We start from the raw sequence: 26,280 nt of genomic DNA on the forward strand, positions 1-26,280 counted from the left end.
AGAATTAACACAACAGCATAAACGAACCAACAAGCAGTTCAACCTCATAAAAAAACGCTATCATGAGGTATATAAAAAAGATCGGAAACAGAAGAGCGGCAAAAACGAACTAGTCTTAGCATAATCAAAGAAATAACAGACAAGGACGAAACTTATCGGCAAAACTCTGCCAAATGACGAAGAAAAGCCTATGCTAGTAATACATACGTCATCATCAAACCCGTACCCTGACTTCGTAAAGGATGTGGCCTAAAACATGAAAATTCGCCTGTTGCTTGCTGATGATCACCCTGCGTTGCTGGCAGGGTTAATGCATGAACTGATTAAACTCCCTACCTTGGAGATCTTAGGTACGGCGTTGGACTCAGATACGCTAGTTGAGCTGTTACACAAAACAGAATGTGATGTGTTAGTAACCGACTACGTTATGCCGGGAGGTAAATACGGTGATGGTATTGGCCTGTTGTCCCATATCAGGCGTGTAAAGCCACAATTGAAAATCGTGGTTTTCACCACCTTGGAAAACCAGGCGCTAACTCAGGAACTGGCTAAGCTTGGGGTAAACGGTGTGTTAGGAAAAACGCAGCATACCAGCCAGTTAATCTCGGCGATCCATGCAGTTTATGCCGGTTCGAACTATTTTCCGACTAAGGATCTGATAACGGGTCATAGCGGAATTATGCAAGATCCCGTTCCACACCTTTCCTTGACCAAACGCGAAATGGAAGTTATCCGTCTTTATGTTTCAGGCCTGTCAGTTAATGAAATTGCCTCACAGTTACATCGCACCAAGCAAACTATTAGCTCTCAGAAAGCCAGCGCCATGCGCAAGTTAGGAATATCGCGTGATGCAGATCTGTTCCGCTTTGCATTTGAATCAGGCATTGCGCCAAACCAATAACTCAGACTCGTAGGCCCGAGAATAGGCTCAAGTACATCATCAAGCCTTCCCACATAGACGCAGGCTGGAATATCTAAGACACCGCTTCGCTGGATAGCTCATACATATCCAGCCCCCCACTCACATCACCTTTAGCCAAAGAACTAAAACATAGCTCTTTAATATATGACTAAGACAGAAAAGAGAATAATCAAAATCTGACATAACAGAATGTGCAATTAACAATCATTTACTGGTTTATTTTTGCACCGTAACTGCATAACATTTAACCACTCGTCAGGATTCCTCGCAGGAGTTCATTCTAGAAACAGTGATTTGAATTTAGTTATGTTGAATATTTTCACTCTATTTATTTTTGTTTTAAACGCTTTATTCGTTTTTTCTGCCACTGCAAGTACCAATACCAAGCAGCTTTTTTTTAACCCATCGCTTGTCAGCAAAAAAACCTCTGATAAATCGGGGTATAATGACACGCAGAGGCTTAAAAAAATCCTTGAACATTATGGTGAATGGGAAGGCGTACGCTATAAATTCGGCGGCAACTCACGTAATGGAATTGATTGTTCTGCCTATATGCAGCGCGTTTTTAAAGATGGATTCTCTTTCAGTTTGCCTAGAACATCGCACGAACAGATCAAACTAGGCTCACGCGTTGCCAAGAACGATCTCACTGCTGGCGACCTGGTTTTTTTTAAAACCTCGGAACAAGAACGTCACGTTGGCGTATACGTCGGGGATGGCAAATTTCTCCATGCCTCTGTCAAAGTAGGTGTCACGGTTTCAGAGCTGGACAATCAATACTGGAAGACAAAGTTCGATCAGGCGCGACGCATCAATCACAACGAGACTTAATAAGTTCACTAACAGCTGGCAACACATCAGTGAATGGATGCGGGCTAGATAGAGGACGTACTTTCAGAACCAGGAAGTGCCCTGAAGCGCGAGATTCATCCAAGGCCTTGTGGTAGGTTCGGATAACGAAGTACCCAACCAGCATGATTCCCACGATAGGCGGAAATACAATGGAGATGATTGAAAATGGAGAAACATCACGCTGTTGCCACCAGGAAATCAATATCCGATATCTGTTAGTGTGAGCGGGAAACTCGACTCATCGGTTTACCTGATCATACTCCCTGAATGGGAGATGACTTTCATTAAAGAAAAATTATTCCTTGATTTTCAATTGCAAGATATATAATACATTATTGCTTTCACCGCATCATCGCATTCCGTATGATTCGTAATCTCAATAACCGGACACGCCAAGCCTTCAAGCCATTTTTTATGCTTGTACGCATTTCTACTTATTTCTACAGAAGTATCATAGGCAGAAGCCCATTCAATAAAGCGTTGAGATTTCTCATAATACTCACCCCCAGGAGAAACGGCTTCGCAGTATCTTGCCAATTCCCTCTTCCTGATACGTTCGATCCTGACATCGTTCTTTACGTACACATAGACGACGAGATCGAAATAAGGGATAAACCTATCCCCCCAGCCACAAAGGGAACCACTCAGTATCCATTGCTTGCTTGCGGTTAATGCAGTCAATAATCGCTGTTGTCTTTCCTGGTATTCACGAGCAACGGTAAAGGGAGGCGTGGTGTTATGCCAGTAAATATCATCCGTATCTATATGCTGATAATTTGTGATTTTGCTCAGCCGCGCGGCAATCGTGCTAGTACCGGAACCAGAGGCCCCCATGATGTGTATTTTATTTATTTGAGACATGAATAAGTCCTCAAAAATGAATGTGACATCACTGATTTAAAAAGGTTAAAAAACAATCCACGGCCTGCGGAATCTGCGTAGGGAAAAGTTGCTGGTGATCGCGCATGCTGACAAAAAGATGCTGCCAGCCGCCTATCTCACCAGATAGAGAACATACCCGTCAATCTTAGCTACCCACCCTCGGCCTTTACCACATAACATTTCAGGGAGGGATTCTGGCGTTACACCGTACTTTGCTGAATCCGCCATGGTTGCTTTATTTTCATTTACACTCAGGCGGATGCAAAACATTTCTGTAACATCTGTAATGCCTGCAACTGTTATAAACATCGAGATACCTTACCTTTCCCTGTTTATGCTCCGAGTGGAAACACATATCTGAATAAAGTAGCAGATTTGACAAGATAGCAAAACGTATGCTGATGGCGTGAGGTATAAAAACGATAGGCATAACTTTATGTGTTGATATACCCAAAATAATTCGAGTTGGCTGTGCTCATTCACCCCAGTAACATAGTTATCTATGCTCCTGGGGATTTTCTCTCTTGCTGCCTTCCTGCAACTTATAGATCAACAGCTAAAAACCTCAGGCTAAGGCTTTAGCCTTAAGCTGCAAGTATTCACTCTCCGTAATCGTCCCCTCATCCCACAGTTTTTTGGCATCTGCAATTTGCTCAGCGGGCGATTTCCCGGCAACTTCGCGAATATACTCATTGGTCGCCGAGACATTTTTCTGCACCAGCGCACGATGCCGCTCAGCCATACCTTTACCACGCGTAATCAGGTAAACCAGCGAAGTTAACAGCGGGATGAACAGCAGGAAAATAATCCATACGGCCTTATAAAAACCGCTTAGCTCATGATCTCGAAAAAGATCAGACACGACTTGGAACAGAATAAACAGGTAGGCAATAAAAAAGAATAGCGAGAATGTCGTTGCCAGAACATCCCAAATGGTCAGTAAATGTGCGGTCATTAGCGTTCCTTAACATCAAACAAAGCATAAAAAATCTTTTTTAATCCAAGTCATGTCCGCATAATTTTAACAGTGGCTGGATTATCACCACCTCTTCACTTTCCTGTGCCCTTCGTTCTCCTGAGAATTAACGGCATAACATAACCCGGATCGACTTGATAACCACTATAACTATATGTCACGGTTTCATTTTTTCCATGTTGTGCATTAAAAATAGTGCGGGCTCCCTGCATAGCGTTACCGGCAGGGAACCCGTGAATAATTTCCTGACAAGGAATTTTATTGAGGTTTTTGCCCTATTTCCGGTTTGAAGTAACCAATGCCGATAGTTTTACGAAAACGCCATGGCTGCCACCTTGGCCATAACACCTCGGAGATCATGGCGATCGCTATCCAACGAAACCAGGTGGCAAAGGTATTGCTATACCCCTGAGGCTCTTTATAGCCCTTCACCCAGCCATCATAGCCGCGCTCACCGAGCAGCGTGTCCGGAAAACCGCCATCCGGATTCTGGAAATCCAGCAATTTTGCCAGCATGCCACGCAGCCAGAACTCGATCTCATCGCGCCGGTGTGGGCAACGGGCAACGCCGTGAGCCAGAATATCGATAATATCGACATCAATACAGCCGCTACGAATCGCGATCGGCTGCTCCAGGCAACGACTAATCGACTGGTTGAAATAGGGAATATTTTCATCCAGCGCATAGAAAACGTGGAGATTATGCGTAGCCCCACAGAGCGCAAACAGCAGCGCCTCCTGGCTGAACTGCTGGCCAGGGCCCCAGAAGCCGGAATAAGGCTCACTTTGCTGATTATGCCAGAAGATCATATCATGCAGGCGCTGGGCGGCAGCACCGCTTGGGTTTCTCTGCTGCTCAAGCAGTAAGAAGCTGCCGAGGTTGACGATATTATTCCCTTCCAGCCAGGGATCGCGCATATCGCGCTGGCCTAACCATGCCCAGAAATATTGGGGATCAAGAAACGGGGTTAAAAAAGGCAGTTCTACGCGATCCACTTGCTCTAAAACTTCCAATGCCCCCATGCAATAGTTGGTCGCATGAAAGCGCATATATTGACGAGTTGCTTCAACATCGGGGCGCTTCCAGGTGTCCTCCCAACGTAATCCCGGTAACAGGAAATAGCCCTCTTCCTGCTGATGGCTTAAAATCCAGTCTGCCAGCCGCTTTTTCTCCTCAATATGATCGCCCAACAGCACTCGGGCCATAGTTCCGTCATAAGTGCCGGAAAGCAACATCTGCGGCCACCGTTCCGGCTGATGATATTCGCTAACGCGCAATACACCCGGCACGCCATCAGGCAACTGCATGCTATTCAACCAACGCAGGCTCTGATTTTTAGCCGCCAGAATACGCTCCTGCAACAGGCTATCGGTCAATTTCATCTTATTTCCTTTTAATCGTTAAGTTTCGCCGCAGACATATTGGGGATTAAGAAGTGCATAATGAGGAAGCCAAACAGATAGGCAAAACCGCCCATCAGGAAAATAGACCAATAGCTTCCGGTGGCCTGCAAAATATGCCCCGTGGCCTGGGCAAAAATAATAGAACCGATTGAACCAATTAAGCAGCCGATACCAACCACTGCGCCCACCGCCTGTTTAGGAAACATATCCGATACGCTGGTGTAGAGATTCACCGACCATCCCTGATGAGCCGCAACCGCAATACCGATCAACCCCACCGCCAGCCAAAGATTAGAGACGTTAGAAACCAGCAGAATAGGTAAAACGCAAATGGCGCACAGCAGCAGCGTTAATTTACGTGCCTTATTGACCGCCACGCCACGATTCACCAGCCAGGCAGGAAGATAACCGCCCCCCAGCCCACCCAAGGTTGCCAGAATATTGATTAATACCAGCGGCATGGCCATGTGCGCCATATCAATACCGCGGGCGTCATGCAGCCATTTTGGTAGCCAGAAGAGGAAAAACCAGAAGATCGGATCGGTCAGGAATTTGCACAGCGCAAAAGCCCAGGTCTGGCGATGTTTTAACAGCCCTAACCAACTGATTTTTTGCGGAACCTGCTCAGCCACTTCAGGGGCATCATCCTGATTGATCCAGGCTAACTCCTCCTGATTGACTTTTTTCGTCTTGCCCGGTTTGCCGTATAAAAATAGCCAGAAAGCAATCCAGATAAAGCCCACGGCCCCCGTCACCACAAAGGCTTCACGCCATCCCCATTGCAGCGCGATCCAGGGGATAATAATCGGTGCAAAAATGTTACCGACGTTAGAGCCTGAGTTAAAAATACCGGTGGCGAAAGCACGCTCACGTTTAGGGAACCATTCCGCTGCCACCTTGACCGCAGAAGGGAAGTTGGCGCTTTCCCCCAGGCCCAGAAAGATACGGGCGTAAATAAATCCTACTACCGTACTGGCGGCGCCATGAGCCATTGCCGCCACGCTCCAGATCGCCAGGGCAATCGGCAATACCAGGCGCGCCCCGTACAGATCGACAATCCGGCCACAAATAAATAAACCAACGGCGTAGGCGGCCTGAAACGCAGTAACGATATTGCCGTACTCAATTTCACTCCAACCGATGTCTTTTTGTAACATCGGGGCCAATAGCCCCAAAATAGAACGGTCGAGATTATTAATAGTGACAGAAAAGAACAGTAATGCGCACACGGTCCATCGGTAGCGGCTCATGGTAACGCCCGACTTTACCGCCTGTTCACTGAGCTCGCTTCGTAATTCACTCATCGTATTACCCTCCAGTGCCAGATAGAAACAGCCTAAAATCACGCCATTCCAGTCTATGGGGGCGGATTAAAAACGCAGACGGGCACGAAATAGAATTGAGAACTCAAAAGGCGTCCGATTATTTTTTGTGAGCCACTTCGCGGTTGTCAGACATTATTGTGATGAAGATCACGTCAATAAAAATAACTCTGTGATGAATATCACTCTCCGAATCGGCTGAATTCAGACGTTAATCACAATTTTCTTTTTTCATCATGACTTATTTCCAGGCCATTAGCCTAGACTCCGCAACCGTAAGGCGACAGTGGTTATTCTCCAACAATACTTTAGCGCTGAAGGGAAATACCATGCTTGAAAAGTCTGACCTGGCCGAAAATGCCGTTGAATGCCTGCATAACGAACAATACGATCGCCCCTATAACCGGCAGAATCTTAATCACCACAACCTGCTGTTCTGTGGCGGTCGAGAGCGCGAAAGCCTTGGCGGAAAGTGGCGCTTTACCCTGGATCTGCACGATACCGGGCTGAGACAGAAATGGTTTTTGCTGCAACCGAGCGATGCGGAAACACGCAGAGATCCCTATGACTATGACCCATTCGCCGGGGAAACCATTTCTGTTCCCAGTTGCTGGCAGATGATGAAAGACAAGTGGTTTTATTTTGAAGGCAGCGCCTGGTATACCCGTGAGATTGATTATGTGGTGCGCGATGAGGATGAACGCGTTTTCTTGCGTGTTGGCGCTGCCAACTACGACTGCAAGGTCTTCCTCAACCATCGCTTTATCGGTAATCATTATGGCGGTTCAACACCTTTCTGCGCGGAATTAACCCCGGAACTGCAACCAGGTAATAATATCCTGATGCTGTGCGTGAATAATAACCGCACCACCGACAGACTACCGCTGCGCAATAACGACTGGTTTAACTACGGCGGAATTTATCGCGAAATCGATTTGATCCGCACGCCAGCAAGTTATATACGCGATCTTTTCGTCTATCTGGTTCCTGATGGCGGTTACAACCGCATAGCCGTCAGGATCGCCGTTGAAGGGCAGGCAACGGAGGTTAATTTTACTTTAACTGAGTTGGGTATCAGCCAAAGCTTACCGGTGGTTGAAGGGTTCGCCGAAGCCACCTTCTCCGTGCGGCCGATACTGTGGTCACCCGAGCAACCGAAGCTCTACCAGGTTATGGCATCACTGGGGCGAGATTGGGTGAGCGATCGCGTGGGTTTCCGGCAGATAGAGGTGGTGGGCACCGATATTCGCCTGAATGGCCGCTCGCTCTACCTGCGTGGGGTTAACTGCCATGAAGACGACCTGCTGTTGGGGAAAATGACCAGCGAAGCCGATATTCGCCGCCGCTTTCGCGATGCCAAGGAGTTGAACTGTAATTACCTGCGTCTGGCTCACTATCCGCACCACGAAATGGCCGCACGCATTGCTGATGAAGTGGGCCTGCTGCTGTGGGAGGAGATCCCGAACTATTGGGCTATCGATTTCAGCAACCCGGCCACGCAGCGCGATGCGCATAACCAACTGATGGAGCTGATCATACGTGACCGCAATCGCGCCAGCGTGATTATCTGGTCGGTGGGTAATGAAAACGCCGATACCGACGAGCGACTGCATTTTATGACCACGCTGGTTGAGGCGGCGCGGCAGGCCGATCCCAGCAGGTTGATTTCAGCGGCCTGCCTGGTTAATCACGCCAAAATGAAGATTGAAGATCGCCTGGCGGAACATCTCGATATCATCGGACTGAATGAATACTACGGCTGGTATGAAGAGAACTTTGAGGATCTGATCACGTTGGGGGAAAACTCATCGCCCACTAAACCGGTGGTGATTACCGAAACCGGGGCAGAAGGAGTTCTGGGCGATCACGCGCCACAATCTGGTCCGTTCTCTGAACACTACATGGCGGAAGTCTATCGTAAACAAACCGCCTATCTGCCAAAACTCGGCTACGTGCGCGGCTTCACGCCATGGCTGCTGTACGACTATCGCTCGGAACGGCGGCAGAATCCTTACCAACAGGGGCTTAATTGCAAAGGGTTGATCGCCGCCGACAAACACACCCGCAAAGCGGCTTTTTACATCCTGCGGGATTTCTATCAACAGCTAAAACAGGCTGACTAATCCTGACACAGGCTATCCGCCAGGCTGATGAGCCTGGCGGGATCGAACAGCATCGCCAGATAGTGGGGCTGCTGTTGCTCCTCCTTCTCCAACCATTCATCAATGCGCAGCGCCAACTGCCGCAACTGCGTGATCTGCTGTGCCAGATCAAATGAGAAGATGCCACTCTGGCTGCCATAGCGTTCAAGCATCAACTTCATGGCTACCCCTTTCGCCACGGCATCAAACATATCGGTGTAGTAAGCGACCCGCTCCCAGACCCGTTTGAAGAGCGCGCTCTTTTCCTCAGCAATATCAACACACTGTAATAGCTGATGTAACTGGCTGCGGGAGCTTTGTGCCAGAAAAAGTGCCCGTTGCTTTTCTAGCAGCAATTGCTGGTACTGTTCGCGGCCAGCATCCGGGCTGTCGGTGGGGAAAAGTGACGATGCCCCCAGATACCCCTGCGCATGACGCGCATGCAGTTGCAGCAGTTTCACTGCCTGCGCATAGGTTTCCGGTACTTGGCTGTAGTGATGCAGAACATGGCCCAATATATAGGGGGTTTTCTTCATCCATTCATAGCTGCTGGTATATAACTGATGGAACGCGTTCAGTTCAGCCGTTTCCACTTTATGGTCCAGCATATCGGTTAACCAACTGTGAAACGCCTGTTTTTCTGACAGACACATTTCGCGGCCAAACATCGCCAACCCATGCAGGTTGACGGAATTGACCGAGTTAATCAGCGAACTGTTAGAAATCCATTCCCAACTGAGCCTACCGGTGATGGCCTCCAGGCGATCGCCTGCCACGTTCTCACCCCAACTGAGCCGCCCCTGAATTTCCTCTAGCAGATAACAAGGCAGCAGTGTCCAGCCATACTCCAAGCCCCACATGTCAAACTCGATCCACTTGATGCGACCAGCCAACTGCGTAAGCAACGGGTTATTGGCAAACCCAGGGCGATAGCCGTTCGCCACCGCTTTTAATGACACCCGCACATCCGGCGGCAGCACCTGCAACGCATTGATCAATTGCCAAGGGGCGGCGTCGTCATCCATGTAATCACGCAACACCATTTTCTTACCCAGGCCGCGTAGTGTTTGATAAAGGTAGGGGAGCGTTGATGACCAGTTGGCGCGATAGGCCTGATGCCGGGGCAGATTGACAATCACCCCGTCGATACCGGGTAAATGTTGCAATGCTTCAACCAGCGCCTGCTGATAGAAATTTTTCCAGAACAGTTCATCGGCATGGCTGTTCTCTATCAAGGCATATTCAGGGTACTTTTCCTGTAATTTCCCACCATGAGGAAAAGCTTCACCCTGAAGCCAAACGCCGATACCGGCGAGATTGCAATAACGGGACAAGCGCTGCAGATACAATAGGCGCTCCTGCCGTTCACGCAGCAGGTTCTCACGGCTATGCAGGCAATAAAGAGAGGGCAATACCAGTAAGGCTAACAGATCCTGCTGATGAACAACCAAGCCGTTAAAACGATCCCGCTTCATGACGGCAATCACTTCCTGCAAATGTGGCCAATGCCAGATCAGCGAGGAATTCACTTCCAATAAGCGAAGCGGGATCAGCGTTTGCACGGTTCTAGGTTTTACTCATTCGGTTTACTATTTCGGGCTTAACTCAGCAGCAACCCGTCATCATCGAGCTTTTCGCCGCGCGTTTTTTCAAACATCTCCAGCAGATCGGTCACCTGCATGTTTGCCCGCTGCTTACCGCTGACATCCAGCACCACGCGGCCCTGATGCAGCATTACCGTTCGATGGCCGTGGTCCAGCGCTTGGCGCATCGAGTGTGTCACCATCAGCACCGTCAGCTGCTGCTCGGCAACAATACGGTCGGTCAATGCCAAGACAAAGGCCGCGGTTTTAGGATCGAGCGCTGCCGTATGTTCATCCAGCAGCAGTAACCGGGAAGGCTGTAACGAAGCCATCAGCAGGCTCACCGCCTGCCGCTGTCCACCGGAGAGCAAGCCCATATGATCGCCCAAGCGATTTTCCAACCCCAACTCCAGCGTGGCCAGCTTGTCACGGAACAGCTCGCGCTGTTGGCTTTTTACTGCGCGCTGGAACCCGCGGGCTTGACCACGTTGCAGCGCCAGCGCCAAGTTCTCCTCAATGCTCAAGCCTTCACAGGTCCCCGCCAGCGGATCCTGGAATACCCGAGCCACCATGCCAGCGCGGCGCCAGGCGGGCATTGAGGTGACGTCCTGTTCACCAATAAACAGCTGACCGCTATCGGGGGTAATATCACCGCTGACCGCATTGAGCAGCGTGGACTTTCCTGCCCCGTTGCTGCCAATCACCGTAACAAACTGCCCGGCTTCAATGTTCAGCGACAGGCCGCGCAATACCGGGTTCTCCAATGGAGTTCCGGGATTAAAGGTTTTAAACAACTGCTCGGCACGCATCATGATGATCGCCTTCCTTGCTTGCTTTTGAATTTCTGTTTCAGCTTCGGCAGAACCAGTGCCAGCGTAACCAGTACTGCGGTGATCAAGTTCAGATCCTGGGCCTGAAGACCAATAAAGTCGGCATTCAGCGCCAGCGCGATCATCAGGCGGTATAACAATGCCCCCAGCAAGGTCGCCAGGGTGATCAGATAAAGGCTACGAGCAGGCAACAGCGTCTCACCGATGATGACCGCCGCCAGACCAACCACGATGGTCCCGATCCCCATAGAGATATCGGCACCGCCCTGGGTTTGTACATACAGCGCTCCGGCCAGCGCAATCAGCGCATTAGAGAGCGCCATGCCGATCACCGTCAGCCGATTGGTGGCAATACCCTGAGCGCGCGCCATACGCGGATTCGCGCCGGTCGCACGCAGAGCCAGGCCGATTTCGGATGTCAGGAACGCATCCAGCGCCACCTTAACCAGCAACACCACCACCAGCAGCAGCAACGGCTGGATCAACCAGGCATTATCTTCAACCTGGCTGAGGAAGGGCGTGAACACGCTCGGCAAGCCAATGAGCGCCAAGTTAGGCGCACCCATAATGCGCAGATTGATGGAGTACAGGGCAATCATCACCAGAATACTGGCCAGCAGTTGCAGAATACCGAGCCGCACATGCAGCCAGGCGGTCAGACAACCCGCGCCAGCCCCGGCGATAGCCGCTAACCCACAAGCCAGCCAAGGATTGTAGCCACTGACGATCATGATTGCGGCAACGGCACCGCCTAAGGGGAAACTGCCGTCAGCGGTCAAATCGGGAAAGTTGAGTAAACGAAAGGAAATCAGCACCCCAAGCGCCACCAGCGCAAAGATCAGGCCGATCTCCAAAGCCCCCATCAGGGAAATTAACGACATGCAAACCTCATAAAAAACCTTGGCCCACCAGATCTGGCGGGCCATTCCCTAGAATATACCCTTCATACTTCAAGTTGCTTGGGTGTTGGCCGCGTAACTCGGCCCATACAGGGCCTCGCCCCTTCGGGGCCGCTGCAAGCAGCGGTCAAATCTGCCAAGCAGATTTGTCGTTCACCCTGGTCACATAGTTTATCTATGTTCCCAGGGGTTATGAGCCTCAAAGAGACTCACCCTTCGGGTCAGCGCAAGCGCTGCTCAAATCGGTCTCTGACCGATTTGTCACTCAGTTGCCGCCTACAAGCAACTCGAATTATTTTGGGTATAAACAACTATGCAAATACAGAACATTACTTGATCACTTCCTGCGCTGACTGCACCAGATCCGCAGGCAGGGTAACGCCCTGCTTCTGCGCGGCGGCTGGGTTCACACTCAGGCTGAGCTTGTTGCCTACTTCGGGCGCAATGGTGCCAGGCTTTTCACCCTCTAACAGGCGCACAACGATTTTACCGGTCTGCCGCCCCAGGTCGTAATAGCTCATCCCCAGTGCAGCAGCAGCACCGCGCTTGGCAACGCTGTTGTCGCCCGCGATCAGCGGGATCTTGGCCTGATTAGCTACAGCGACCAGTGACTCGTAGGTGGAGATCACGTTGTTATCGGTGTTGGTGTAGATCACATCAACTTTACCCACCAGGCTTTTCGCCGCCGGGCTCACGTCAACGGTGCGCGCTGCCGGGGCCTCAATCAACGTCATACCGCGCTTGGTTAATTCCTCTTTCAGCTCTTTCACCACCACCGTCGAGTTGACTTCACCAGGGCTGAACACCATGCCAACCCGCTTGGCGTCTGGCTTAACCTTTAAAATCAGATCCACCTGCGGGCCCATGGCAACGCGGTCAGAAACGCCGGTCACGTTGGTGCCGCTTGGCTCCCAGCTTTTGACCAGCTTGGCGGCTACCGGATCCGTTACCGTAGTAAACACCACGGGAATGGTTTTGGTGGCGGCAATCACCGACTGGGCTGCCGGGGTTGAGATCGCCACTATCGCATCGGGCTTGTCACCGATAAATTTACGTGCGATCTGCCCGGCGGTAGCCATATTCCCCTGCGCACTCTGGAATTGAATCTTGACCTTATCCTTGTCATAACCTGCGGCTTTTAACTCATCAATGACGCCGTCACGCGTCGCATCTAACGCCGGATGGTCAACGATCGAGACGATAGCCACCGATTTCGGCGTAGCCGCATAGCTGCTTACTGCAAATAAGGCTGCGGCAACGGCGACAAAAATCTTTCGATTATTTAAAAGCATAGGGGCATCCTTTTAGAGTTATAGTGAGCGCCTGAAATAGCGGCAAATCATCCTAACACAGTGTTTTACCGCCATCCACGAGCCTACATTCCGTTAACATCCAAAATCAGAAGAAATCATTTGAGAAGCTGACTGAGATCGGTGATTCAGCTCACAAATCCCCACGCTTCGGCTCGCCCCTTGCTTAATACCGGTCAGTTAAAGTGGCACTTATTTAAAAATCGCGGTGACCACGTCCTTTTCCCCCGCATAGGCGTAGCCACGGTACATCCCTTCACTGTTAAAGCTGAGGCTGATATTGCCCTGTGCATCAACGGCAATCAGGCCGCCCTCTCCGCCAATCGACGGTAGCTTTTCCATCACCACCTTATCGGTGGCCTGTTCAAGAGATAAGCCCGCATAGCGCATCAGTGCACAAACATCATAGGCGGAGAGCAGGCGCATAAAGGTTTCGCCAGTGCCGGTACAGGAAATAGCGGCGGTGTGATTATCCGCATAGGTTCCCGCGCCAAAAATCGGGCTGTCGCCAACGCGGCCGACCTGCTTATTGGTCATCCCACCGGTGGAGGTCGCCGCGGCCAGATTACCCTGGCTATCGAGCGCCACAGCACCCACGGTGCCAAACTTCTGCTCTTCATTAATCGGCGCGGGTTGTACGGTTAAGGCTTCGCCACTGTGATCGAGCGCGGTGCCCCCCTGATGATCCCGCACCCGATAAAGTTGCTCACGGCGTGCTTCGGTAGAGAAGTAGCTGCTGTCCACCCGTTCCAGACCTTGCTGCTGGGCAAAATCCTCGGCTCCAGCGCCGACAAACAGCACATGCTCGCTGTGCTCCATGATCGCGCGCGCAGCCTTGATCGGGTTCTTGATCTGGCTGACGCAAGAAACCGCACCCGCTTGCAGATCTTCGCCGCGCATGATCGCCGCATCCAGCTCATGGGTTTCCGCATGGGTAAAGACCGCGCCTTTACCGGCGTTGAATAGCGGGCAGTCTTCCAGCAGGGTTACCGCCAGGGTCACCGCATCGACGGCGCTGCCGCCCGCGGTGAGAACCTGCTGGCTCGCCAGCAAAATGTTGCGCAAAGCGGCGTGATATTCCTGCTCTTTTTCTGCGGTAACCGCCTGGCGGCTGATTGTCCCTGCTCCACCATGTATAACGATTACGGGTTTTATGGCATGCATTTGATAACCTTAATAAGTTGCTTAAACAGACTGCTGACAAAGCCCGTTATTAGGGAGAGCGTGCCGAAGGGGTCGTAGCGGCGTAAGCCGCCGGAGTGCCCCTCGGTGCGCTAGGCCCGGGTATCTCGAGCTAAATTAATTAATTCTCTCAACGTGATGGCAAGCCACCCGGGTATCGCCAAAAGCGCGCAACTGCGGCTCATCGTGCTGGCAGCGCTCATCGGCAAACGGGCAGCGCTTATGGAAAGCACAACCAGCAGGCAGATTTAACGGGCTGGGCAACTCCCCTGTGATTTTAATCTTTATTTTCCGATCTTCCGGGTGGATGATCGGCGTCGCCGATAGCAACGCCTTGGTATAGGGGTGCAACGGCTGCGCATACAGCGCAGTTTTGCTGGCGATCTCAACCGCACGCCCCAGATACATCACCATCACGTCGTGCGCTACATGCTCCACCACGGAAAGGTTATGGGAAATAAACACATAGGTGGTATTAAATTCCGCCTGTAGATCCATAAACAGGTTCAGTACCTGCGCCTGAATAGAAACATCCAGCGCCGAAGTAGGTTCATCCGCAATCACAATCTTCGGATTGAGCATCATGGCGCGCGCGATGGCAATCCGCTGCCGCTGCCCGCCGGAAAACATATGCGGATAGCGCTGATAATGTTCCGAGCGTAGCCCCACTTTCGCCATCATTATACGCACCCGCTCTTCTCGCTCTTTGGCATTAAGTGAGGTGTTGATCACCAGCGGATCGCTCAGCTGCGTGCCAATCTTGCTGCGCGGGTTTAACGAAGCATAGGGATTTTGAAACACCATCTGCACTTTGCTGCGCATTGCCTTGCGCTGGGCGGCGTTGGCCCCTACCACGTCCTGCCCGTCCAGCACCAGCGAACCTGAAGTTGGCGCTTCGATCAGGGTTAACTGACGCGCCAGGGTTGATTTACCGCAGCCGGACTCACCGACTACTGCCAGAGTTTTACCGGTTGCCAGCGAAAAACTGACGCCGTTGAGCGCCTTAACGCGCTGGGGTTTGCTCAAGAAACCTTGGCCAACCTGATAATGACGAGTCAGATCGGTGGCCTGCAATATTGTTTTCATCGTTGACCTTCGGCGCTGAGAGGAAAATGACACCTGACGGCATAGTGATCCATCACCCTGAGTTCTGGCCGCTGAATGCGGCATTGATCCTGTACATAAGGGCAGCGCGGAGCCAGCAGACACCCCACCGGGCGATCGAATTGCCCCGGCACGATCCCCGGCAGGGTAAACAGCCGTTCCGTACCTTTGCTGTGCTCAGGGATCGATTTCAACAACGCTTGGGTATAAGGATGATGCGGCTGGCGGAAGATCGCAGGCACCGCAGAGACTTCGGCAACCTGCCCGGCGTACATCACCACCGCTTTATGGGCGATTTCCGCCACCACCGCCAGATCGTGGGTGATCAGGATCAACGCCATGCCCTGCGTTTTCTGCAAGTTCAGCAACAGCTCCATCACCTGTGCCTGAATGGTGACGTCCAAAGCCGTGGTAGGCTCATCGGCGATCAACAGCTTAGGCTTACAGGCGATCGCCATAGCGATCATCACGCGCTGGCTCATGCCCCCCGACAGCTGATGCGGGTAGGCTTCTAAACGACGCGCAGGATCGGGGATCTCCACCAGCGTCATCAGTTCAATGGCACGATCGCGCAGCGCATTGCCCTTCAGGCCGTGGTGCAGCGTCAGCACTTCCATGATTTGCCTGCCCACGGTGTAGCTGGGATTGAGCGAAGACATCGGATCCTGAAAAATCATGGCAATGTCTTTACCAATGATTTTGCGGCGCTCGCGCGGCGACATGTTCAGCATGTCATTGCCGTTAAATTGCAGCATATCGGCAGACACCCGCCCCTGCTTTTCCAGCAGCCCCATCATTGCCATCATGGTGACCGATTTGCCCGAACCGGATTCACCGACGATGCCGACGATCTCCCCCTCTTCAACGGTTAAATTCACATTCTCGACGGCACGAAACGGTTTTGCCCGCGCGCCGAATTCCACAGAAAGATTACGAATCGCTAACAGACTCATGGGTTCACCTTATCCTGCCTGCTTCAGCCGAGGATCTAATGCGTCACGCAGGCCGTCGCCGATCAGGTTGATCGAAACGACGGACAGCAAAATCGTCAGGCCCGGCATGGTGACGATCCACCAGGCGCGCTCCATATATTCACGCGCCGAGGCCAGCATGGTTCCCCATTCAGGTTGCGGTGGCTGAATGCCTAACCCCAAAAAGCCGAGCGCGGCAATTTCTAGAATCGCCGAAGAGAAGCTCATGGTCATATGCACAATCAGCGGAGCCATGCAGTTTGGCAACACGGTGAAAAACATCAGGCGCAGCGTACCGGCACCGCCGACGCGGGCGGCGGTCACATAGTCGCGGTGCAGTTCCATCATCACCGAGGAGCGGGTCAAGCGCACGTAACCGGGCAAGGAGGCAATGGCGATAGCGATCATCGCATTGAGCAAGCCAGGGCCGAGCACCGCCATGATGGCAACCGCCAGCAGCAGGGTAGGCATCGACATCATGATGTCCATTAAACGCATCACGGCAATGCCGATAACACGCGGGTAAAACGCCGCCAGCAGCCCGAGGATCGCCCCCGGGATCAGGGCAAACACCACCGCACAGAAACCAATAAACAGCGATAGCCGCCCGCCGTGCATCAAGCGGGAAAGAATATCGCGCCCCACCTCATCGGTGCCTAAAGGAAAAGCGGCGCTGCCGCCGGTTTGCCACATCGGTGGCTGCATTAAATGATCGCGATATTGGGTAATAGGATCATAAGGCGCGATCCACGGGGCAAAAACAGCGGCAATCAGCACCAACAGCATGAAGAAGAACGCCACGGTCGCGCCACGGTTGGCGAAAAAACTCTGGTAAAACTCTTTCAGCGGCGAAGGGTAGCTGCTGGAGAGATCGTCCGGTTCTGCCGCCGCACCGAGAGTATTCAAAATAGTCTGAGTCATAATCAGGCCCTGTTAAGCGTGGCGAATGCGCGGATTAACCACACCGTATAAAATATCCACCAGCAGGTTGGTGATAATCACCAGCGTCGCCACCAGCAGAATACCGTTCTGCACCACCTGATAATCGCGGCGGCCAATTGCTTCGATCAGCCATTTGCCAATGCCGGGCCAGGAAAAGATGGTCTCCGTCATCACCGCGCCACCCAACAGTGAGCTGACGCTCAAGCCGATAATGGTGAGCACCGGGATCAGCGCATTGCGCAGCGTATGGCCGAAGATCACCCGGAAAGGCGATAACCCTTTGGCATAAGCAGTGCGCACATAGTCTTCACGCAGCACTTCCAGCATTGATGAGCGCGTCATGCGCGAAACAATCGCCAGCGGCACGGTGGCCAGCACGATCGAAGGCAAAATCAGGTGTTTCAGGGCATTCAGGAACGCCCCCTGATTGGCGTCAGGATCCTGATATTGCGCGATCAGCGAGTCGATCAGCATAAATCCGCTGTGCGGCTCAATGTCGAAATCCAGATCGATGCGCCCCGAGACCGGCGTCCAACCTAGCTGTACCGAAAAGAACATGATCAGAATCAGGCTCCACCAGAAGATCGGCATGGAAAAGCCGGTTAACGACAGCCCCATCACTCCATGATCAAAAATAGAGCCGCGCTTTACCGCCGCCAGCACGCCGATCGGAATACCGACGATAATCGCTAGGATCATCGCCAAGGTGGCCAGTTCCAGCGTTGCCGGGAACAGGGTTAAAAACTCATGCAGCACGGTCTCGTTTGAGGTTAACGAGATGCCTAAATCGCCGTGCAACAGGCTGAGCAGATAGTTGAAATACTGCTGCGGCAGCGGCAGGTCCAACCCGAGCTTTTTTAGCATTTCTGCGTGATAGGCAGGATCCAGACCACGCTCGCCCATCATGATCTCCACCGGATCGCCGGGGATCAGGTGCACAAGCATAAACGTGATCAGGGTGATGCCGATAAACGTCGGGATCAGCATCAGTAACCGCTTGATAATAAATTTGATCATTGCAATACCTGCCCGTTACTTACCGCCATCCACCGACAGCGTTTGCCCTGATACCCAGCCCGAATCCGGCGAGGCAAAGAACAGCACAGCATTGGCGATATCCTCTACCTTGCCCAAACGGCGCATGGCGATTTGGCTCAAAATAGCCTGTTGTCTGGCTTCACCAAACTTCTGCCACTGACGTTCGCTGCTAGGGTTGGAACGCACAAACCCCGGCGCAACGCTGTTGACGGTAATGCCGAATGGCCCCAGTTCATGCCCCAACTGGCGGGTCAGGCCAATCTGCGCCGCTTTCGCCGCCGCGTAGGCCTGGATGCCGGTCAGGCTGATACCCAGCCCTGCCCCGCTGGAGATATTGATGATCCGGCCATAGTTGGCAGCTTTCATCGAGGGCGCTACCGCTTGGGCAAACCAGAAGGTGCTATCCACGTTGACCTGAAATAGCGCGTGCCACTGCTGCGCCGTCACGTTTTCCAGCGGGTGGCCTTCCTGGCCGCGCACCCCACCGGCGCAGTTCACCAGCACATCTACCTTACCCACTTCGGCCACAAAGGTGCTGACCTCGGCCTGCACGGTAACGTCAACAACCCGCGCCTGGGTCATCGCCCCGCATTCCTGCTGGGTGATCGCCAAAGTCTCGGCATCAACATCACATACCCATACCTTGCCGCCCAGCGCGGCGAAAGATTTGGCAATCGCCCGGCCAATCCCCTGTGCCGCACCGGTGACCACGATGGTCTGCCCTGAAAAATCGAGATTCATTGGTCACTCCTTTTAAGTAATGCAGCCACCCGATCAAGGTTGGCCCAAGATAGCGCTGCACCCTGTTCGATCTGATGAATACCGGCGATCACCGCCTGCAACAGCGGCGTGGCGATGCCAAGCTGAGCAGCTTCGCGCACGATGACGCCGAGCTGTTGATCGACTTCGGTTTTACGCTTGTGAACGGCTAAATCACGCCAGATGCCGCTGTGGGTTTTGGCTGAACGCCGGTTGAACGCCACCATCGCATCCATTGAGGCATGGCTTTCTGCCAAAGGCGCATTGGCGCTGAACGCCGGGGGATGGAAACCATTAAATCCTTCTAGCGGGATCTTGGCCGCCTCGGCAACCGCGCAAACCTCTTTGCCGATGGCAATCAACACTGCGCGATAGTCAGGATGCGCCAGCACCTCGACGATGGATTCATTGGTTAACGCCGTGCCAAACAGCAGCGCGCCGTAGCCTAACTTGCCCCACAGATAGCTGAAAATCCGCTCCGTTTGCAGCGCGTTCGGTTCAAATACCTGCATCAGTTGCAGAATATCGGCCAACCGTGGCGTTAAAGCACCGTTCAGTTCGCCCACTACCACCGCACCGCGCCCGGCGTAGTGAATGTGGCCGGGCTCCAGAATATCGGCACCAAAGTTGATAAAGCAGCCGATACAGCGTGATTTGCCAACGATCTCGGCGATGATCAGCTCATTTAAGCCGTTTTGTACCGAGATCACTTCGCCCTGCGCCGCGAGATGCGGTACCAGAGCACGGCAGGCGGCTTCGGTATGCTGCGCTTTAGTGCAGAGGAAAATGCGTGGATACTGGTTCGGGATCGCCGCACCCTGCGCATCAACAGAAAAAAGCTGTTCCGGTAACAGCGCTTTGGCAGTAACGACGAACTCTTCTATCGGCCCGCTGATGCGCAGTCCGTGCTGGTTAATCGCCGCCACATGAGCCGGATTGTTGTCCACCAGCAGCACGTTCTTACCGGCACGGATCCAGTAGGCAGCCAGCGTGCCGCCCATGGCACCTGCGCCCCATACAACAATCGGTGAATCACTCATTGCCATGGTCCTTCAAGAATCGCGCGGGTTTCAGCGACTGCGACTTGCCACATAGCTTCCTCCACCTCGGCAGGGCGTTGATAGTAGCCACCAAAGTTGCCGTCACCCAGATAGTCTTTGGCCTCTGCCGCATTCATCACATGGAAACGCTGATAGTCGATTGGCGCTTTGCGCGCATCTGGGCACGGCGCATTGGCTAAACGCGTCCAAGGCAGGTTTTCCATCCAACTGGCGTGAGAAGAGGTAGGGTCCACCGAGCGCACGTTGGCCAAGGTGTTGGGCGCATTCCACCAGTTATAGAAGCGGACTTTAACTTCGGGATGGCTGAGCATCCATTCGGTTGCCGCGCTGTGAGCGGGCTGATTGCCGCCATGGCCGTTGACCAGCACGATACGTTTGAAACCTGAGCGGGCCAGGCTGTCCAGCAGATCGTGGATCACGCGCACGTAGGTTTCGACGCGTAAAGACACGGTGCCGGGGAAAGCGGCAAAATAAGGCGTAACGCCAAACGGTATGGCCGGATAAACCGGAATGCCCAAAGGCTCTGCCGCATCCACCGCCACTTTCTCTGCCAGGATCATATCCACGGCAACGCTTAAATAGGCGTGCTGTTCAACGCTGCCCAATGGCACGACAACGCGATCGTCCTGCTGTAAGTAGCTTTCGATCTGCATCCAGTTCATATCTGCAATTTTCATTATTTCCCCTCATTTTTTTAAAGCTACAACTCATAGTTACCCTAAATAATTCGAGTTGCAGGAAGGCGACAAGCGCGCGAAGCCCCAGGAGCATAGATAACTATGTGACCGGGGTGAGCGCGCGTAGTCAACGCACCTGCGGCTTGAATTATGACGGGTACAGCTTGGTAAATTTCTGCTCCAGATAGTCCAGATACGGCGTGGCATCCAGGCCCTTACCGGTGGCGCGCTGTAATAACTCGTGAGGTAAATAGGTGCGGCCATGTTGCAGAATATTTTCCGTCAGCCACTGCTTGAGCGGAGCGTAATTCCCCTGAGCCAATGCCGTGGCTAATGACGGCTGCTGCTCCAGAGCGGCGGCCATAAACTGTGAGCCCATCACATTGCCAAGGGTGTAGGTCGGGAACGAGCCGATCATGCCTTTTGACCAATGAATATCCTGCAACACCCCCTGGGTATCCGTAGTGGGTTTCACCCCCAGATAGGCCTGGATTTTCTCTGCCCAAAAGCCCGGCAAGTCGCTGACCTTAAGGCTGCCGTCGATCAGCCCCATCTCGATCTCAACCCGCAGCATGACGTGGAAATCGTAAGTCAGCTCGTCGGCTTCCACGCGGATCAGGCTCGGTTCCGAACGGTTAATCGCGCGATGGAACTGCTCGAGCGAAATGTCGTCCAGCACGCCGGGGAAGGTGCTCTGCAAGGTGGCGTAATGGTTTTGCCAGAACGGCAGAGAGCGGCCCACGCGGTTTTCCCACAGGCGTGACTGCGACTCATGCACGCCATAGCTGGCACCGGCCACCGCATACAGGCCAAACAGATCCAGCGTGAGTGCCGTGCCGCTTAAGGCAGGGGAAACATTCTGCTCATAAATGGCGTGGCCCGCTTCATGCAGGGTGCCAAATAACCCAGCGTTGATAAATTGCGGGTTAAAGCGCGTGGTAATGCGCACATCGTCGCGAGTAATAGATATTTCGAACGGATGGGTGGTGGTATCCAGGCGGCCACGTTGGAAATCATAACCAATCATCGCTGCCAGTTGAGTAGAGAGCTCACGCTGCTGCGCCACCGGAAAGTGGCGGTGTAAAAAGGTATTATCGGGTTTAGCTGCCGCATGCACCCGTTTCACCAGCGGTAATAAACGCTCCTGCAACTGGGCAAACAGGGTTTTCAGCGCAGGCACGGTTAAACCGGGCTCATATTCATGCGTCAGCGCTTCGTACGGGTGGTTTTCATAGCCGATGACATCGGCAAAGCGGCGCTTTAAAGCAACAATCTGCTCTAAATAGGGCTGGAACAGGTGGAATTTATTCTGCTCCCGCGCCTCGCGCCAGGCCACTTCGGCGACGGCCACCAGTTGCGCCTGCTCCATTACCAGGCTGGCAGGGACTTTTTTATAATGCGCGATCGCCTGCTCTAACGCCTGATGCGATCGCTGCTGATGCAGGGTTAAACCCGCTAGTTGCTTCTCCTGCGCCAGCGCCGAGGCCAACTCATCGGACAAAATCATATTTTGTGCCAGGCTGCTCAGGGTGGCAATTTGTTGCCCACGATGGATGCTGGCCCCATTTGGCATACCGGTGCTGGCATCCCAGTTTAATAAATTAATCACGTTCAGCAGATCGCCCAGGCGAGTGACCTGCTCTTTTAATGGAGCATGGCTCATGATATTCCTCAAAATAGCGGCCTCATCACCCTTATAAAATAAGGATGATGAGGTTTATCAACAGTGTTAAATAATTACAGCGAAAATTCTCGAATATTATTTAGCAATATCCGCATCGGCATAATTATTTAAGGTTAATGGGCTGGCCACTACCCCGGTGACTTTTTTATTGGTTGCCAGCGCATTAAGCGGATGGAAGAGTGGGATCCAGGGTAAATTATCCTGGAAGATCACCTGTGCGTGTTTATACATTTCCGTGCGCTTGCCAATATCCGATTCTGCCCGAGTATCTTTCAGCAATTGATCGAAGGGTTTATCACACCAGCGCGAGAAATTACTGCCATCTTCCAATCCTGAACAGGAGAGATTGTTTGACAGGAAGTTATCCGGATCGCCGTTATCCGATGCCCAGCCCAATACCACCGAGGTATGTTCGCCGTCACGTGCGCGGCGCAGCAACTCGCCCCACTCGATGGTTTTGATATTGACGTTGACGCCAATTTTCTTGAAGTCGGCCTGCAACATTTCGGCGGTTAATTTAGGATTCGGGTTAGAACCGCTGGTGCCCGGGCGCACCCAAATGTCCATATCAAATCCGTTAGGGTGCCCGGCTTCTGCCAGCAGTTGCTTGGCTTTATCAATATTCAGCTCCAGCGGTTTGATGTCGGTATTATAACTCCACTGCGACGGAGGATAAGGGTTGGTCATTGATGATGCCGCATTGGCGGTAACCACTTTAATCAGGTTAGGACGATCCACCGCCAGGGCTAATGCCTGACGCACCAGCTTATTATCCAACGGCGGCTTCTGAGTATTCACCTGTAAATAAGAGCTGGTCAGCGCCTGGCCTTTAATCAGATTAAATTTACTGTCGGCCTCAAGCGCTGGCCAATCCTGCGGGCTTGGATACAGCATAATATCGCACTCCCCCGCTTTCAGGCGCTGCAAACGCACGGAGGCATCGGGCGCAATACTGAAAATCAGCTGATCGATTTTCGGCTTGCCGCGAAAATAGGTGGGATTGGCCTCATAACGCACCATCTGATCTTTGCTATAGCGTTTAAACACAAATGGCCCGGTGCCAACCGGTTTCACATCCATATCCCGCAGCTTATTTTCTTTTTCTAACTGGGTGGCATATTCACGCGAAAGTATTGAGGTAAAGCCCATGGCTAAATCCGCCAAGAACGGTGCTTCAGGGCGATTTAATTCAATGCGCACGGTAGAGTCATCCACCCTCTCAACGGATTTAATCAACTCTTTAAATCCCATGGCCTGAGCATAAAACCAACCTTGTACGGCGGTTTTGTACCAAGGATTATTCGGGTCAATCTGGCGTTGCAGGCTATAAACCACATCGTCCGCATTCATATTACGCGTGGGTGTAAACCAGGGCGTGGTATGGAACTGCACATCTTTGCGCAGATGGAAGGTATAGGTTTTACCGTCTGGGCTAATCTCCCAGCTTTCTGCCAGCGCAGGCCGGAGTTCAGTGGTGCCGGGTTTAAAATCAATCAGGCGATTATACAGTGCCTCGGAGGAGGCATCTGCCGTGGAGTTGGCATGATATAAGGAGTAGTCAAAGCCATCGGGGCTTGCTTCCGTACAGACTTTCAGGGTTTTTACCGGTTCGGCAGCATTCGCCATGCTCGCCATCAGCAACACCGTGGCACCGACACTCAACGTGAATTTCTTTATCATGATAGCTCCTGAAGAATTAATTAAAATGGCTCACTGAGTTGAACGTTGGCGCGTCTGGCGGCATTTTGCAGATGCAACTCCATTGCCGTCCGCGCTAAATGAGGCTCACCCATTTTTATGGCTAAAAAGATCCGCTTATGCTCCGCCAGCGCCGGTTCCATATCCTCAAAACTGCCGTGCGGCGGGGTTTTACTCTGCTCATAGGGTTGACGGATCAGTTTGATGATCTCTTGCAACAGGCGATTACCCGCAATACGGATGATCTGAGCGTGAAAATCCAGATCGCACAGCTTAACCAGCAGCAGATCGCCCTGTTTTGCCGCCTGATAAGCATCGGCAATCGAGGCTTCCAACAGAGCAATCTCTTCCGCCCCTGCGTTTACGGCAGCATGCGCAGCCGCAAAGCCTTCAAGCTGCTGGCGCATGGTCATCACCTCGGCAAACGAGTAGTTTTCAAACCCCCATTGCCGCTGTTCCGTGGGTAAGCGCGCGGTGACATACACCCCTTTCCCTGGCTTGATACTGACCAACCCTCGCGACTCAAGATGACTGAGCGTTTCTCGCAGTGAAGCGCGGCTGAGTTCCAGCATTTTTGCCAGCTCATGCTGTGAAGGCAGACGCTGCCCCACCGCCCATTCCCCCACGCCAATCCGCGTTTCAATCTCTTGAATGGCTTGTTGCACTACAGACATTTTGGTCGTCACGACAGGATCCTTAGTATTTGGCCTAACAGGTCAGACAGGTTCGACTTGTTAGCATCTAGAAAATGCTGGATAGGATTTTTTTTGTCAATTATTGCTGTGCGTGATTTTTTTACACATTGAAACCCAATTTATTGCATTAAATTCAATAGATTAAATCATAATTGGTTCTTATTGGCTTGGTTAAAAATATGTTAACTACAGAGAGTGATGCTTTTAGACCGGGATAAAACATGATTAATAACCATAGGGAATGAATATTTCAGGATGAGACGGATATCCCCTAAGTCATTTGAGTTGCGGGAAGGCGACAACGCGGATCTAAGTACTCCCAGCAAGAAAATCTGTCAGGCCCCCCAATAGCGCTGGGTGGAGTACTCCACTATTATTTCTTTGATGCTATGAAAGTTCAGAGCACAAGTCAGATACCGACGAAATCATAAGGCAATTCATGAAAAAGCTCCCCAAGTTACAACAAATGCTGGTTTTCCAATCGGTTACAGATATGGGAAGTATACGCGCCGCTGCTGCTGTACTACATTTATCACAACCTGCCTTAACCCGAAGTTTGAGAGAGTTAGAGGAGTTCCTGGGGGTTGATCTGGTTATAAGAGGAACAAATGGAATTACGCTGACGGATATAGGAAAAGTTTTCAAAACCCGAGTACAGCAAATTATTAAAGATGTTGAAAGCAGTATCAAAGAGATTGAACATATTACTCAATTCAATGACAGCACTATTTCCCTCGGATTTTCATCCTCATTGATTTACACGGTCTTACCTGAAGCGGTAAGACGTTTCCAAGAACGTTTTCCTAAAACCAGGATTAAATTGACTGAAGGGCAACTGACAGAGCTGTTGCCTGCGTTACGAACTGGACAATTGGATTTTGCCATCGGCATTATTGCCGACGATATATCAATAAAAGAATTTTCTCTAGATTCACTTTTTACTATCCCATTCTGCATTGTTGCACGTAAAGGACATCCACTAGAGCACTGTACCTCGATTTCTGAGCTGCAAGATGCTCACTGGTGCTTACCATCCGCTCAGTTTGGCTATCAAAAGCAAGTTGAAGCTGTCCTGTTTTCCCAAGGCTGTAATAACCCTGTTTTAAGGGGGGACTCTGGTCAAATCAGAACACATATGGCTGTCAATGCGAATTACCTGACGCTGGCACCAGAGGCTATCTTGAATGACCCATGCATGAATGATTTACTGACAGTTATCAAAGTGCAGGAGAAAATACCTAACGCTCTATATTGCGTGATTTACCAAGACAAATTCCCATTATCCCCAGTATCAAAGTGGTTAATTGACGAATTTAAACGGGATATAAATATATATTGTGTAAATTAA

Annotated in this window: 24 protein-coding genes; 4 read left to right on the forward strand and 20 right to left on the reverse strand. The window is 51.9% G+C overall.

The features are described 5' to 3' along the window. The first annotated feature begins 256 nt into the window (after window positions 1-256). A complete protein-coding gene (locus AC2A1E_RS05510; RefSeq protein ID WP_484382927.1) occupies window positions 257-901 on the forward strand; it encodes a response regulator in 645 nt (214 codons plus the stop codon). A 327-nt stretch (window positions 902-1,228) separates the two neighbouring features. Next, on the forward strand, window positions 1,229-1,753 hold the full coding sequence (locus AC2A1E_RS05515) for an NlpC/P60 family protein (RefSeq protein ID WP_484382928.1): 525 nt from the start codon (window positions 1,229-1,231) through the stop codon (window positions 1,751-1,753). 330 nt (window positions 1,754-2,083) lie between these two features. Here AC2A1E_RS05515 and AC2A1E_RS05520 read toward each other — a convergent pair whose 3' ends face one another. The 5 genes from AC2A1E_RS05520 to AC2A1E_RS05540 form a co-directional block, all read right to left on the reverse strand. After that, on the reverse strand, window positions 2,084-2,635 hold the full coding sequence (locus tag AC2A1E_RS05520; protein WP_484382929.1) for an AAA family ATPase: 552 nt from the start codon (window positions 2,633-2,635) through the stop codon (window positions 2,084-2,086). Between the two features lie 132 nt (window positions 2,636-2,767). Continuing rightward, window positions 2,768-2,965: a hypothetical protein gene (locus tag AC2A1E_RS05525; protein WP_484382930.1), complete on the reverse strand. Its 198-nt coding sequence runs from the start codon at window positions 2,963-2,965 to the stop codon at window positions 2,768-2,770. 256 nt (window positions 2,966-3,221) lie between these two features. After that, a complete protein-coding gene (locus tag AC2A1E_RS05530) occupies window positions 3,222-3,611 on the reverse strand; it encodes a PLDc N-terminal domain-containing protein (protein WP_459399969.1) in 390 nt (129 codons plus the stop codon). A 279-nt stretch (window positions 3,612-3,890) separates the two neighbouring features. Then, window positions 3,891-5,015, reverse strand: coding sequence for a hypothetical protein (locus AC2A1E_RS05535; RefSeq protein WP_484382931.1), 1,125 nt, complete (start codon window positions 5,013-5,015; stop codon window positions 3,891-3,893). Between the two features lie 11 nt (window positions 5,016-5,026). Next, window positions 5,027-6,340: an MFS transporter gene (locus tag AC2A1E_RS05540; protein ID WP_484382932.1), complete on the reverse strand. Its 1,314-nt coding sequence runs from the start codon at window positions 6,338-6,340 to the stop codon at window positions 5,027-5,029. A 347-nt stretch (window positions 6,341-6,687) separates the two neighbouring features. On the opposite strand from AC2A1E_RS05540, the gene AC2A1E_RS05545 reads away from it, so the two are divergent. Continuing rightward, window positions 6,688-8,481: a glycoside hydrolase family 2 protein gene (locus AC2A1E_RS05545; protein WP_484382933.1), complete on the forward strand. Its 1,794-nt coding sequence runs from the start codon at window positions 6,688-6,690 to the stop codon at window positions 8,479-8,481. Here AC2A1E_RS05545 and AC2A1E_RS05550 read toward each other — a convergent pair. The 15 genes from AC2A1E_RS05550 to AC2A1E_RS05620 form a co-directional block, all read right to left on the reverse strand. Beyond that, window positions 8,478-10,061: a hypothetical protein gene (locus AC2A1E_RS05550; RefSeq protein ID WP_484382934.1), complete on the reverse strand. Its 1,584-nt coding sequence runs from the start codon at window positions 10,059-10,061 to the stop codon at window positions 8,478-8,480. The genes AC2A1E_RS05545 and AC2A1E_RS05550 overlap by 4 nt on opposite strands. Before the next feature lie 38 nt (window positions 10,062-10,099). Further along, window positions 10,100-10,894 carry an ABC transporter ATP-binding protein gene (locus AC2A1E_RS05555; protein ID WP_459399974.1) on the reverse strand — a complete coding sequence of 265 codons (795 nt, stop codon included), beginning with the start codon at window positions 10,892-10,894 and terminating at the stop codon, window positions 10,100-10,102. Continuing rightward, entirely contained in the window at window positions 10,891-11,793 is a 903-nt protein-coding gene (locus tag AC2A1E_RS05560) for an ABC transporter permease (protein ID WP_484382935.1), read from the reverse strand. The genes AC2A1E_RS05555 and AC2A1E_RS05560 overlap by 4 nt, the downstream gene beginning before the upstream one ends. Before the next feature lie 347 nt (window positions 11,794-12,140). Further along, window positions 12,141-13,103, reverse strand: a complete 963-nt coding sequence (locus AC2A1E_RS05565) for an ABC transporter substrate-binding protein (RefSeq protein ID WP_484382936.1) — start codon at window positions 13,101-13,103, stop codon at window positions 12,141-12,143. A gap of 210 nt (window positions 13,104-13,313) precedes the next feature. Then, window positions 13,314-14,285: an isoaspartyl peptidase/L-asparaginase family protein gene (locus tag AC2A1E_RS05570; RefSeq protein WP_484382937.1), complete on the reverse strand. Its 972-nt coding sequence runs from the start codon at window positions 14,283-14,285 to the stop codon at window positions 13,314-13,316. Between the two features lie 135 nt (window positions 14,286-14,420). Further along, entirely contained in the window at window positions 14,421-15,389 is a 969-nt protein-coding gene (locus tag AC2A1E_RS05575) for a peptide ABC transporter ATP-binding protein (RefSeq protein ID WP_484382938.1), read from the reverse strand. After that, window positions 15,386-16,360, reverse strand: coding sequence for an ABC transporter ATP-binding protein (locus tag AC2A1E_RS05580; protein ID WP_484382939.1), 975 nt, complete (start codon window positions 16,358-16,360; stop codon window positions 15,386-15,388). Before AC2A1E_RS05580 ends, AC2A1E_RS05575 begins: the two co-directional genes overlap by 4 nt. Before the next feature lie 9 nt (window positions 16,361-16,369). Next, on the reverse strand, window positions 16,370-17,299 hold the full coding sequence (locus AC2A1E_RS05585) for an ABC transporter permease subunit (protein WP_459399980.1): 930 nt from the start codon (window positions 17,297-17,299) through the stop codon (window positions 16,370-16,372). Window positions 17,300-17,311: 12 nt separating this feature from the next. Then, the gene (locus AC2A1E_RS05590) at window positions 17,312-18,337 is read right to left on the reverse strand and encodes an ABC transporter permease subunit (protein ID WP_484382940.1); all 1,026 of its coding nucleotides are present in this window, start codon (window positions 18,335-18,337) and stop codon (window positions 17,312-17,314) included. A gap of 15 nt (window positions 18,338-18,352) precedes the next feature. Further along, entirely contained in the window at window positions 18,353-19,099 is a 747-nt protein-coding gene (locus AC2A1E_RS05595; protein WP_459399982.1) for an SDR family NAD(P)-dependent oxidoreductase, read from the reverse strand. Further along, window positions 19,096-20,157: a ketopantoate reductase family protein gene (locus AC2A1E_RS05600; RefSeq protein WP_484382941.1), complete on the reverse strand. Its 1,062-nt coding sequence runs from the start codon at window positions 20,155-20,157 to the stop codon at window positions 19,096-19,098. Before AC2A1E_RS05600 ends, AC2A1E_RS05595 begins: the two co-directional genes overlap by 4 nt. Next, on the reverse strand, window positions 20,154-20,855 hold the full coding sequence (locus AC2A1E_RS05605) for a creatininase family protein (RefSeq protein ID WP_484382942.1): 702 nt from the start codon (window positions 20,853-20,855) through the stop codon (window positions 20,154-20,156). The genes AC2A1E_RS05600 and AC2A1E_RS05605 overlap by 4 nt, the downstream gene beginning before the upstream one ends. A 148-nt stretch (window positions 20,856-21,003) precedes the next feature. Beyond that, window positions 21,004-22,518, reverse strand: coding sequence for a carboxypeptidase M32 (locus AC2A1E_RS05610; RefSeq protein ID WP_484382943.1), 1,515 nt, complete (start codon window positions 22,516-22,518; stop codon window positions 21,004-21,006). 96 nt (window positions 22,519-22,614) lie between these two features. Then, on the reverse strand, window positions 22,615-24,219 hold the full coding sequence (locus tag AC2A1E_RS05615; RefSeq protein WP_484382944.1) for an ABC transporter substrate-binding protein: 1,605 nt from the start codon (window positions 24,217-24,219) through the stop codon (window positions 22,615-22,617). 20 nt (window positions 24,220-24,239) lie between these two features. Further along, window positions 24,240-24,923 (reverse strand): FadR/GntR family transcriptional regulator, encoded by a 684-nt coding sequence (locus AC2A1E_RS05620; protein ID WP_484382945.1) that lies wholly within the window; start codon window positions 24,921-24,923, stop codon window positions 24,240-24,242. Between the two features lie 448 nt (window positions 24,924-25,371). Here AC2A1E_RS05620 and AC2A1E_RS05625 point away from each other — a divergent pair, with 448 nt between their 5' ends. Then, a complete protein-coding gene (locus AC2A1E_RS05625) occupies window positions 25,372-26,280 on the forward strand; it encodes a LysR substrate-binding domain-containing protein (RefSeq protein ID WP_484382946.1) in 909 nt (302 codons plus the stop codon).

Source organism: Serratia sp. HNCC26DJ206 (assembly GCF_057180605.1).